This is a genomic window from Pseudoalteromonas luteoviolacea, assembly GCF_001696455.1.
GTDB classification, from domain to species: Bacteria; Pseudomonadota; Gammaproteobacteria; order Enterobacterales; family Alteromonadaceae; genus Pseudoalteromonas; species Pseudoalteromonas luteoviolacea_C.
Map to the genome: position 1 here is coordinate 212,432 of NZ_MAUJ01000002.1, position 12,414 is coordinate 224,845.

Below are 12,414 nucleotides of genomic sequence, written 5' to 3' on the forward strand. Positions count from 1 at the left end.
GTTACGCCGAGATATACTTTAGATATACGGTACACAAAGGTGGAACAGTTATTTCTATGCTCTGTTCAAACCCATGGCTTGCAGCTGGTTTAGACTCTATGAGTTGCTGTTTATGAGCAACTGCTTTGACTCCACTCCCGAAAAACGCTTCATCATCAGAGTTAAAAACCACTTGATAAACGCCGCTTTTCGGAACACCCAATCTAAAATGATGAAAGACTTGAGGCGTAAAATGACTTACAACAATTGTCAGATCGGAGTAATGTTTGCCAAAACGCGCAAAACTTAATATTGATTGTCCTGCATTATCACAATCTATCCATCGAAAACCTGCCGGAGAGGAGTCTACCTCGAATAAAGCGGGTGTTTTTTTGTATAGTTGATTGAGCGTTTTTACTGTTTTAAAGATGCCCTGATGCGCTTCACTTTGCAATAAAGACCAATCTAAACTTTCATTGTGATCCCATTCACTTCTGGGAGCGAGCTCACTGCCCATGAACAATAACTTTTTGCCTGGGTGAGCGTACATAAAACCATAGTATGCCCTTAAGTTCGCAAATTGCTGCCAATCATCGCCGGGCATTTTACTGAGCAGTGAGCCTTTTCCATGAACAACTTCATCGTGACTCAGTGGCAGTATGTAATTCTCAGAAAATGCATATGCCATCGAAAACGTCATTTCATGGTGATGATATTTCCTATGAATTGGATCTCGCTGCATATAGCCAAGACTGTCATTCATCCACCCCATATTCCATTTGAAGCCAAACCCAAGACCACCATGCTCAACACTTTGAGTGACACCCGGCCAAGCGGTCGACTCTTCTGCCACCATCATTACGTGAGGACTATTTTTGTAGCAGGTGATATTGCTCGACTGTAGGCAATCAATCGCACCTATATTTTCGCGACCACCGTATTGGTTGGCAACCCACTCACCTTCACTTCGCGAATAATCTAAGTAGAGCATTGAAGCCACGGCATCGACTCTAAGCCCATCAAGTTTGTATTCACTTAGCCAGTAGTTTGCATTTGATAGTAAGTAGCTTTTAATTTCAGGCCTATCGTAATTAAACACACAGGTATTCCAATCTGGATGAAACCCTTGTCGCTTGTCTGCATGTTCATATAAATGAGTACCATCAAACTTTTGTAGCCCATGTGGATCCGTTGGAAAATGACCTGGCACCCAATCAAGAAGCAGTCCAATGCCCTGCTCTTCACATTTTTGACTAAAGTATTGAAAATCCTCCACTGACCCAAAACGACTAGTCGGTGAAAACAAACCAACGGGCTGATACCCCCATGAGCCATCAAAAGGAAATTCACTGATAGGCATTAATTGAATATGCGAAAAGCCAAGATCCTTTACATAACTCACTAAGTCATCTGCTAATTCACGGTAAGTCAAGTATCGATTACCTTCGTCGAGTCGTCGCTTCCATGACCCTAAGTGCACTTCATAAATAGATATTGGCGCATCCACACTATTTCGAGCTAAACGCGCACTAATTTGGTCAGCGCTAAGTTCTGCGACCTCTTTACTTCCTTGTAAAATACCGGCTGTGCCCGGTGCTTGTTGCATTTTTCGCGCGTAAGGGTCCGCTTTTTCAATCACACTGCCATCAAGTGTCGTAATTGCAAACTTATAACATTGGTCTGGCATTAAGCCTGGTACAAATAAATCCCAAACCCCACTGGCCGGGTGTAACCTCATAAAATGCTGGTTTGGTTGCCAATAGTTGAAGTCCCCAATAACAGAAACACTTTTAGCATTTGGTGCCCAAACGCTAAACTGCACCCCTTTCACACCTTGGTTCTCTATAAACCGTGCACCAAAGTGCTTGTAGCCATGCTCCAATGTTCCTTCGTTAAACAAGTACATTGCATGCTCATCAAGTGCACTTGCAAACCGGTAAACATCATCGAAAATGACTTCTGAGCTCTCAAATTGGACCTTTAAGCGGTAATCACTTTTATTGAATGGTTCCTCGAATCGTGCAATAAACAAGTTAGAACTCGCATACTGCGTCATTTTAGTTTTTAAACCATCATGAAGGACATCAACGGATACTGCGCTTGGAATATACACACGTACGATTGTCACGCTTTGTTCTTCAAAGCACGTATCATGCGGCCCTAAAAAACTAAATGGGTCACTAAACTCCCCTGATGACAGCGCGCTGACTTGCTCTGAATAATCTTCAATACTTCCTAGCTTTTTGTTTACAGAATTCATTATTTTTTCCTGATCGCATTAAGCAGCTCAATGAAATCACGCTGCTGTGCAAAAATCTCTGCCAATTCATGGTTAAGTTTACGGCGCCAGTTGGGATATTCAGTATCCGTTCCAGGTATATTTACCGGTATTTGCTGTAGGTCTAAGTCATCGAGTTGAATTGCAACAAGTTGACTGGGAGAGGCTGCTAAGACTTTCATCACCGCTTGATAAATATCCCCCCCTGAGCTCTCGATCTCACCAAATTCAATACCATGTTGACACAACCAATCCAGCAATCGCTGTTTTTCCAAACCTCTTTCGCGCATGAGTTGCTCACTCTGTTCCGGTTGAATGATCCTATACGCTACTTTGATGTCTATATCTTTACCAAGCCACCAGCCATGAAATGGCGGGACGTCGTGATTCGCAACCATAGTCAGGGCTCTTGCCCTAAGCTGATTGGCAAGCTTAAATCCACCATCATGATTCTTTTCAAAGTAAAACAGTGTATTTCCAAAAATTGCGGACTCGTCTAATGCACTAGTGACCTCGGGTGGGACAACACCTAAGTCTTCTCCAATGACAACACAGCCATTCAAGTGCGATTCAATTTTTAAAATCGCCAATAATTGCTCAAACGGATAATAGACATAACAACCAAGCTCTTTTCCGAGCTCCGAAAAGCACCACCATAGTCTTCGTAGCGCCATGACATGATCGATTCTCAAAGCCCCGACAGAGCGCATATTTGCTCTAACTAACGACTTGAAATATCTAAATTGGTTCTCTTTAAGTTTTAGTGGGTTTGGCGCTGGTAATCCCCAGTTTTGTCCGTTCTCAGCCCAGGGATCAGGAGGTGCCCCTACGTTCGCACCTTCGGTAAAACAAGGTTGATAAGTTTGGTACTCTAGGCCTTCATGTGTGCAACCAACAGCAAGATCATTAACCAGCCCAATTTGCATCCCCATGTCCTTTGCAAAGCGCTGGCAAGCTTCAAGTTGCGAGCATGCTAACCACTGCAAAAACCACTCAAACGAACTGAGAGGTATATCGCCAAGCTCACTTTTCTGGGTAGCTACAAAGCTTTGAAATCTGTCATTATTTGTTAACTCCAAGCTCCATATCTCATACAACTTATCATAAAGCTGATATTTCGTATGACTGACGGTAGCATAGTCAAGATATTCATCATTCAGTTCAATACCCTGCTCTAAACTTGACTCTGTTACAAAGCGCTTCCAGCAAACTGTGCCTACTATGTCCTCAAGATCATCTAACGCAATATACAAAGGGTTTATCAAACAGCGATGTGAAGGGCTATATGGGCTAGCTTTTTCTGGCTGATCAGGGAACAACATGTGCAATGGATTTAATAGGACAAAATCCCCACCTAAGTCCGCAAAATATCGGATGAGCGTTTTAAGATCGGAGAAATCTCCAAAGCCATAATTGCGATTGCTTTTCAATGTATAAAGCTGAAGTGACACACCCAGTGACTTTGTGGCACCTGACTTGGAGTATGGGTTATAACACTGCTTTGGAGTCGACCACAATTCAGAACAAAATGTCCCAAATTCGCAAGATACCTCCATTTTAAAATACCCTATCGGTAATGCACCAAGCGTCACCTCTAGTGCGATATAACGCTCATTACTATATTGGTAATTTCCTACTTCAGTGCAATGAGCTAAATTAATTTTCAGGTTAATATCACACTCAGGAACTTTAAAGTTGACCACACCATGTCTATATGACTCAGGTACTTTAATTACAAACTTGCCGTCGTGTGCATTAGCCAGAGTTACCTCGTCAAGCATTTGCATCCAAGGTGCCACGTCCAATTCGAAATTTAGCGAGTTTATATGACTTTCGTTATTTGTATCGATGCCGCAACATGCCAGTGCTCTTTTACGCGTAACGTCATCAAAAACAACATATTCACCATCATATTTTGTATAGTCATACCCAATGCCGTGTAGGTAGTACAGCTGCTGTAAACCTTCCATTGGCTACTAAGCCAATCTTTGAGTATCAACAATACTATTTTCACTACCAAACCCATTGGCAGCATATCCATCAGCGTTATGGTCGTTATCCCACTGTTTGCCATCAATCAGATAGCGAAAATGAAATTTTTTTTCGGTAGGGAGTCTGTGCTTCACTCTAAAGCGTTTATCTTTTTTATTGAACTTCATCGATATAGGTTGCCAGTCATTAAACTCAGCGACTAGCTCAACCTTGTTCGCATCAGGGTGAGAAAATTCAAACGTAATTTCTGCTTCGTTTTTTGTTTTAAAAAAACGTTTTGTTAACATCTTGGGCTCCAAAAACCTAACCTGGTTGGTGTTCCTTGCCACAAAAGGATGTCGTATAATTAATGCCTATACGCACACATTTTGTGAGAATAATTTAGTTCATCAAATAAACTTGTACGCCTCACAACAGTGCAATACCACTCGAATTTGCACCAGAAAAGTACATTTTTGGATAGTCAACTTGATACCTAACTAGTTGCAGCAAATATCAAGCCAACGACATAAAAAAGTAGATAAGAATTATTATCATGTAAAGTGAATTAATTTGATAATTGATCTTACTCAGTGAATTTTAAATTATTTTGTTTAAATAAAGTTGAATTTATTTTGATAATTGCACTTGTTAGCAAAAGCGTGTAAAAGGTTGTAATCTCTGTGACTAATATGATGTATACTACAGAGTTAAGAAGGATCCGTTTATCGGTTAATTTTGGATTGTCTCAATCATGCAAAATGTATTTAAAAATTTAGCGTACAGCTTAGTCAGTATCATAGTGATTGGGATCGCTGCAAACTTAACGTTTGCAAAACACGTTGTGAATGCGCAATCAGGCTTATTGACACTGGAGACGCAAACGGCAAACCAGTCAGAAGTTCACGGCACTTCCCCCTGGTTTCAATTTGTTCTTTATGACCAAGATTTTGTAGAGCTCGATACCCAATACTATGTTGTCGTTGGTAAAGAAAACGCGAGCTATATACTTGCCACTACCAGCGAAGTTTTCACACTTGTGTGGTCTTCGCCAGCGTTACTTATGCTTTGCTTGCTCGTTGTGCTTTTTATTTTCTCTCGACTTAAGAGCCAATCTCACGAATCAGCGCAATTAGACGCCCTACTTGCAATCAATAAAGATTTAACAAACCTGTTGAAAGGTCTGGATATCCAGCATAAGGAGCTGCACTCTGGCGGCCCCATGGCACAAATTTGTCATTCCGTTCAAGCGCTGAGTGATAACTTACAACGCATCAAAGTACAATCAGACAGCCATGTATACCAAGATAAGCTCACAAAGCTTATCGACCGCCATGCTTATATTGAACATATCAGTGAGCAACTAACAGAAGCTGATAAAAGTAAAACCAAATGTGGACTGCTTTTTATCGATTTAGATGGATTCAAACAAGTAAATGACTCTTTCGGGCACAGTTTCGGAGATGAGATCCTAATACAAGTCTCTGGTAGATTAGAGCAGGTAGTTCGACAGTTTCAACTTAATGATGCGCACCCGGTACATGGATTAGATCAAAACCTGTCACGCCTTGGGGGTGATGAATTTTCAATCTTTATCCCTAACTTGAGAGATACCAGCTTCTGTACAGAGGTTGCACAAACTATATTGAGTGAAGTAGAACGCGACTTTGTCTTGGGAAATAAGCTGGTCAAAATCAGTGCAAGTATTGGTATTGCCGTATTCCCCGACAGTGCTTCAACGCCAAATGCGTTGTTGCAAATGTCTGATGTTGCCATGTATCGAGCCAAAACCGATGGTAGAGGTATATTTAGAGTGTACTCTCCAGAAATGGGCAATAAGATCCGTCGTTATCATTATTTACTTGAAGAGTTGCGCCTCGCAATTGCCTCGCAAAATTTTCAGCTTTCCTTTCAACCTATCGTGCATGTTGAAGATTGCTCTATTGATTATTTTGAAGCGCTCACACGTTGGCACCACCCAATCGAAGGGCTTATTCCGCCGTCAGAATTCATACCGATTGCGGAAGAATCCAATTTAATCCTTGAACTGGGTGATTGGATTTTATTGGAGTCTTGTCGACAAATGTCCGCATGGCACAACGCGGGTATGAAAAAGGTCAAAATCTCGGTTAATGTTTCGGGGATCCAACTGAAGCATCGACCTATCTACGATTGGGTATTAGCGGCATTAGATAAATCAGGACTGCCAGCAACTTCTCTGATGATAGAGATCACTGAGTCAACGCTTATCACTGCAAGTGACGAAATCATCGCGCAGTTAGAACGGTGTAGAAGCGCAGGTGTAACTATAGCCATTGATGACTTTGGTACTGGGTTTAGCTCATTAAGTACCCTAGCTGATTTGCCAATTGATGTAATAAAAATTGATAAGTTATTTATTTCACAGGCAAAAGATAATCCCAAGTACTACAAGATTTTAAACTCCATCAGCGAACTTGGTGCGCAACTCGGGCTGAAAATTGTCGCAGAGGGCGTTGAACAATTAGATCAATTCGAACTTGTGAAAGACATGGGGATATGCTGCGTTCAAGGGTATCTTGTCAGCCGACCAGAGACATCAAGAAATGTCGGAGACAAAGTGCTCAAAGGCAACGTCAATCACATTGCCTCTACTGGCACGAGTGTTTGGCTGCCAAAAGCCAACTAGTTTCAGCGCGTGATTAGCGCTGAAACTTTGTCTCTAAAATCACAGATGAGTTAGTGCGCTCCACGCCGTCCAAATTACCAATTTCATCAAGCAATTGACTTAACTGCTCCAAATTTTGTGCTTCCACAATCGCTATCATGTCATATTCGCCGCTGATCGCGTATAGAGCTGAAATATGTGTCAGCTGTTTAAGCGCATTATTCGTTTTAGCAGTTAACTTCTGTTTTACCTTTATAGACACGTGCGCTGACACAAGGTTACCTAAATAGTCCTGACCAAAGTCGATCTTATAACCTTGTATCACCCCATTTTGCTCTAACTTTTGTAACCTTGACTGCACGGTCGTACGGGACATATCCAGCAACCTAGCAAGCTCTGAAATACTCGCCCTAGCATTACTACGCAGTACAGAAATCAATCTTTCATCTTGTTTGCTTATCATTTTGATAAATTCTTTCGTCAATATGACGAACATTCTACTCATTTTATCCAAAATTACACTGCAAATTTTCATCACATCACGCAATAATGACTGAATAAGAATATACACAGACATAATGTGTAGTTTAAGTTGAAGTAATTATTGAGGACGAAGTCATGCAAGTGAATCGCGAACTATTTGATGAAGTAATGGTACCTAACTATAACCCTTCGGCAGTTATCCCTGTTAAAGGTAAAGGTGCACGTGTTTGGGATCAAAAAGGTGACGAGTATATCGACTTCGCTGGCGGTATCGCTGTGAACTGCCTAGGCCATAGCCACCCGGCATTAGTTAACGCACTAAAAGAACAAGGTGAAAAGATTTGGCACCTGTCTAACGTTATGACCAATGAGCCTGCACTACGTTTGGCTAAAAAGCTAACTGATGCCACATTTGCAGATAAAGTTTACTTTGCAAACTCTGGTGCAGAAGCCAATGAAGCAGCGCTAAAATTAGCACGTCGTTTCGCGATTGATAACTTTAACGAAGACAAGACACAAATTATCGCTTTCAATAAAGGTTTCCACGGACGTACATTCTTTACCGTAACCGTAGGCGGCCAAGCTGCATACTCTGACGGATTCGGTCCTAAGCCACAAGATATTATTCATATCGATTACAACGATTTAGAGGCATTCTCTAAAGTGATTTCTGATAAAACGTGTGCCGTTATGATGGAACCTCTGCAAGGTGAAGGCGGTATTATTTCTCCTGACGTTGAGTTTGTTCAAGGCGTAAGAGAGCTTTGTGACAAGCACAATGCACTACTTATTTTTGATGAAGTTCAAACGGGTGTTGGTCGTACAGGTGATTTATACGCTTACCAAGGTTTAAATGTCACACCTGATATTTTAACTACGGCGAAAGCACTTGGTGGTGGATTCCCTATTGGTGCAATGATCACAACCACTGACATCGCAAAGCATCTAAAGATCGGAACACACGGTTCAACATATGGTGGTAACGCACTGGCATGTGCAGTAGCAGAAGCGGCATTCGACACAGTAAACACACCTGAAGTTTTAAATGGTGTGAAAGAGAAAGAACAGATGTTCCGTGACGGGCTTAATGCGATTAATGAAAAGTACAACGTATTTAGTGAAGTACGAGGAAAAGGCCTATTACTTGGCGGCGTACTAAAAGGTGACTACGAAGGTAAAGCGCGCGACTTTTTAGTTGCAAGTGCAAAGCATGGCCTAATGACCCTAGTTGCAGGTACAAATGTTGTTCGCTTTACACCTTCTTTGGTTATCACTGAAGAAGAAATCAAAGCTGGTTTAGCTCGTTTTGAGCTTGCTGTAGCAGACGTTGTAAACGCTTAATAATTTTGGGCGGGATTCCGCCCTTTTAGATACTCCTATGCAAGTACTTAGACCTATCAGCAGCGAAGACTTCGCTGCTTTAAAAACCATCGCAATAGAGTCAGGACATGGATTTACTTCGTTGCCTGTTGACGATGAACTTTTAAAGAACAAAATACAGCGCTCACAAGAGAGCTTCGAAAAGGTACTCGATGCACCTATGGATGAGGGCTACTTGTTTGTTCTTGAAGACTCACAAACGGGTGACATTATAGGCACCACCGCCATTGAAGCGGCCGTTGGAATGCAGATCCCGTTGTACCACTACCATCAAGGTAAAACAGTCCATCATTCAAGCACATTGAATGTCTACAATACCGTTGACATACTGTCGATTTGTAATGATTACACTGGAAGCTCAGAAATCTGCACACTATTTTTGAGAGAACAGTTTCGTCGCGGTTTGGCTGGTAGATTTTTGTCACGAGTTCGTTTCTTGTTTATGGCTGAACATAAACAAAGATTCAGCGACAAAGTCATTGCTGAAATGCGCGGTGTGAGCGATGAAAATGGACATAGCCCTTTTTGGCAATGGCTTGAGGAGCACTTTTTTAGTATCGAGTTCCCTCAAGCTGACCACTTGGTTGGCCTTGGTGACAAAGTATTTATTTCTGAACTGATGCCTAAATACCCCATTTATGCCAATCTATTGAGTCCAGAAGCACAGGCAGTGATTGGTCATGTACATGAAAAAACCAAGCCAGCACTGAGGCTATTGCAAAAAGAAGGGTTTGAACATAGGGGTTACGTCGATCTATTCGATGCTGGGCCAACCATTGAGGCCAGATTAGAAAACATCCGTACGGTAAGAGAAACTCAAATTGGGACTCTAGTGATTGCTCAGCAGATTGCTCAGCAGGTGCCTAGTACAGAAGCTACGTGGGCTTTATCAAACGGGCAGCTAACAGGATTTCGAGCGACTTTCACAACTGAAGCGATGTGGGATGAAGCAACGAAAACATTTACGGTTAACCATGAAACAGCGCAAGCACTTAAATTAAGTGCTGGCGACAAAATCAGTGGATTCGTTTTATAACAATCAAATACGTCGTGCTTTGTCGTAACATTAACACGCGGCCAAGCCGCTATTTTAAGGAATTGTCATTATGCACAACAATGTAGATAGCTTATTCGAAAACTTATGGAGCAACTATTTAGAGGTCACTCCATCAGCGGTAAAAGTTCATGAGCTATTAGGTTCAACGCAGCAAGATGATGTCATCAACGATCACATCGCTTTACGTACTTTTAACCACGAGAAAGTAGGGTTAGAAAAGCTTGCTGCACACTTCAAGGCTGTTGGTTACAAAGAGTGTGGCGAGTACCACTTTGAAGCTAAGAAGCTATATGCTAAACACTATGAGCACAGTGATCCTAGCAAGCCAAAAGTATTTATTTCTGAACTCTTACTAGAGAAATGCTCTGAAGAACTTCAGTCCATCGTCGCAACTATGATCGACAGCATTGATGAAAGCGCAGTAACGGCTGAAAACTTCCTTTACTCTGGTACTCACTGGCAAGTAAGCAACGAAACGTATAAAAAATTGCTAGAAGAAAGTGAGTATGCTGCATGGATGTCTGCATGGGGTTACCGTGCAAACCACTTTACTGTGAGCATCAACTACTTAGCAAACTTTGAAACTATTGAAGCTGTTAACTCTGCACTTAAAGATGCAGGGTTTGCGCTGAATACGTCTGGTGGTGAAGTTAAAGGCTCTCCTGAAGTTTTATTAGAGCAATCTTCAACACTTGCAGATCACCAACCAGTTAAGTTCTCTGATGGTGAATTTGAAATCCCAAGTTGCTTCTATGAGTTTGCACTTCGTTACAACAAACCAGACGGAGAGCTGTACACCGGATTTGTTGCCGCATCAGCAGATAAAATCTTCGAAAGTACTAACGCCAGATAATACTTCTCGCGTTAATATTAATTGAAGTAAAACTAACTTAAACACGCAAAGCAGCCTTTGGCTGCTTTTTTCTTGCCCCAAATTTGTAGACCATGTAGATTGAGAGAATAAGGACGAATGTTAATTTAACTCAAGCTGATTAATCTCCAAGGATATAGAGGCATACGTGTATACAGCAATCACTCCACCACCCGCGCTCGCCCCTTACATTATTAACTTTTGGTATACCGATGGCCCAATATCCGCCCAAGCGCAAGCAATTCACAGCGATGGATGCATTTCTATATTATTAGTACTGTCTGGTGAGTCAGTAATTAAAGACGTCTCAATGCGCGCAGGCGCATACTTGTTAGGCCCCCAAACAACGTCCCGATTGTGGCACTTTAATACCCACGCACTGCACATGGTTGGCGCACGGCTCACCCCATTAGGAGCAAAGCGCCTGTCAAATATACCTCTGAAATATATAAAAAATGAATGCATTGAATTGCAAGAAGTTTTAAATACCGGCTTCTTAAAAGCAAAAGTAATGACACCTAAGTTGACGCCTCTGCAGAGAATACATGCACTATGCAGTTGGTTAGAACATCACTTTAATAAGACCAATTATCAGCTTCCCCTTGCTTTTTCTACAACATTAATACAGATAGATAACCAACCTAGGTCAATAAAGCTCGCACACATGTATGACAAACTAGGCCTAAACAGCAGACGTGTTGAAAGAGCATTTATAGAGTCAATTGGCATGAGTCCTAAAGAATATGCAACCTTGGTGGAAGTATTTAACTCAAGAAATGCCATCAAGCATAGTCCGAACAAGCCACTGACAGACATTGCTCATGACCTAGAGTATGTAGATCAGTCTCATTTCATTCGTCAGTTTAAAAAAGTGATGCAAATCACACCAAAACAATACAGGACGAGGTTAGCAAGGTGAGTAACCAGACAAATCTAGACCGCGCAAAAAGCACTCCAACATTAATCGCTGGGTATGAAAAACACCCTGCGATTGATACCAAAAAAGCATACAAACAAGCGTTAAAGTACTGGCAAAACGAATTACTTCATGTGCAACAAGCGTATTACCACCAAGGACAACGCGCAGTAATCGTTTTTGAAGGCTGGGACGCAGCAGGAAAAGGCGGTGCAATTCGCCGTATAACCGAGCGGTTAGACCCTCGCGGTTATCAGGTATTCCCTATTAGTGCACCAACCGAAGATGAGCAAGGCAAACACTACCTTTATCGGTTTTTTAATAAACTGCCTAAGGCAGGTACATTGACCATATTCGACCGCTCTTACTACGGCAGGGTGCTAGTTGAACGAGTCGAAGGGTTTGCCAGCGATTCGGCTTGGCAGCGCGCTTATCGAGAAATTAATGAATTTGAGCAACTTTTGACTGACGATAACATTAAAGTCATAAAACTGTTTTTACATATCAGTAGTGACGAACAACTCAAGCGATTTTCAGAGCGTCTGAATAATCCCTACAAGCGTTGGAAGTTAACTCAAGAAGACATTAGAAATAGAAACAAGCGCAGTGAGTACGAAGTGGCAATCAATGAAATGCTGAAAAAAACGCATACAAATCGGGCTCCATGGTCCGTTATATTGGCCGACCATAAATGGTACACACGCGTTGAGGTAATAAAGAGCCTCACTCAAGCTTTACGTGAGGGAATGGTCATTGAGCCGCCTCCAGTAGACCCGAAAGTTGTGGAATTGGCAGAGCAGCAACTTGGCATTAAACAAAAGAGGATGTAAGC

Annotated in this window: 10 protein-coding genes; 6 read left to right on the forward strand and 4 right to left on the reverse strand. The window is 41.9% G+C overall.

The genetic code is table 11. From position 1 onward, the window contains the following. Window position 1 precedes the first annotated feature (1 nt). The 3 genes from glgB to A7985_RS09540 are packed head-to-tail and all read right to left on the reverse strand — an operon-like array spanning window position 2 to window position 4,536. Window positions 2–2,239 carry a 1,4-alpha-glucan branching protein GlgB gene (gene glgB, locus A7985_RS09530; RefSeq protein ID WP_065790239.1) on the reverse strand — a complete coding sequence of 746 codons (2,238 nt, stop codon included), beginning with the start codon at window positions 2,237–2,239 and terminating at the stop codon, window positions 2–4. After that, window positions 2,239–4,227, reverse strand: coding sequence for a 4-alpha-glucanotransferase (gene malQ, locus A7985_RS09535; protein WP_065790240.1), 1,989 nt, complete (start codon window positions 4,225–4,227; stop codon window positions 2,239–2,241). The genes glgB and malQ overlap by 1 nt, the downstream gene beginning before the upstream one ends. 6 nt (window positions 4,228–4,233) lie before the next feature. Further along, on the reverse strand, window positions 4,234–4,536 hold the full coding sequence (locus tag A7985_RS09540; RefSeq protein ID WP_065790241.1) for an isoamylase early set domain-containing protein: 303 nt from the start codon (window positions 4,534–4,536) through the stop codon (window positions 4,234–4,236). A 446-nt stretch (window positions 4,537–4,982) separates the two neighbouring features. Between A7985_RS09540 and A7985_RS09545 the strand changes: the two genes are divergently transcribed. Next, on the forward strand, window positions 4,983–6,896 hold the full coding sequence (locus A7985_RS09545) for a putative bifunctional diguanylate cyclase/phosphodiesterase (protein WP_065790242.1): 1,914 nt from the start codon (window positions 4,983–4,985) through the stop codon (window positions 6,894–6,896). Window positions 6,897–6,909: 13 nt separating this feature from the next. Here the strand turns inward: A7985_RS09545 and A7985_RS09550 are convergent, their stop codons facing one another. Further along, window positions 6,910–7,380, reverse strand: a complete 471-nt coding sequence (locus A7985_RS09550; protein WP_441843877.1) for an Lrp/AsnC family transcriptional regulator — start codon at window positions 7,378–7,380, stop codon at window positions 6,910–6,912. A 113-nt stretch (window positions 7,381–7,493) separates the two neighbouring features. Between A7985_RS09550 and A7985_RS09555 the strand changes: the two genes are divergently transcribed. The 5 genes from A7985_RS09555 to A7985_RS09575 all read left to right on the forward strand — a co-directional run bounded on the left by A7985_RS09555 (window position 7,494) and on the right by A7985_RS09575 (window position 12,412). Further along, window positions 7,494–8,699 (forward strand): aspartate aminotransferase family protein, encoded by a 1,206-nt coding sequence (locus tag A7985_RS09555; RefSeq protein WP_065790243.1) that lies wholly within the window; start codon window positions 7,494–7,496, stop codon window positions 8,697–8,699. 37 nt (window positions 8,700–8,736) lie between these two features. Further along, entirely contained in the window at window positions 8,737–9,774 is a 1,038-nt protein-coding gene (astA, locus tag A7985_RS09560) for an arginine N-succinyltransferase (RefSeq protein ID WP_065790244.1), read from the forward strand. Window positions 9,775–9,844: 70 nt separating this feature from the next. Next, window positions 9,845–10,648, forward strand: coding sequence for a DUF1338 domain-containing protein (locus A7985_RS09565; protein ID WP_065790245.1), 804 nt, complete (start codon window positions 9,845–9,847; stop codon window positions 10,646–10,648). A 166-nt stretch (window positions 10,649–10,814) separates the two neighbouring features. Beyond that, entirely contained in the window at window positions 10,815–11,585 is a 771-nt protein-coding gene (locus tag A7985_RS09570) for a helix-turn-helix domain-containing protein (RefSeq protein WP_065790246.1), read from the forward strand. A 44-nt stretch (window positions 11,586–11,629) separates the two neighbouring features. Beyond that, window positions 11,630–12,412, forward strand: a complete 783-nt coding sequence (locus tag A7985_RS09575) for a polyphosphate kinase 2 family protein (RefSeq protein WP_065790485.1) — start codon at window positions 11,630–11,632, stop codon at window positions 12,410–12,412. The last annotated feature ends 2 nt before the right edge of the window (window positions 12,413–12,414 follow it).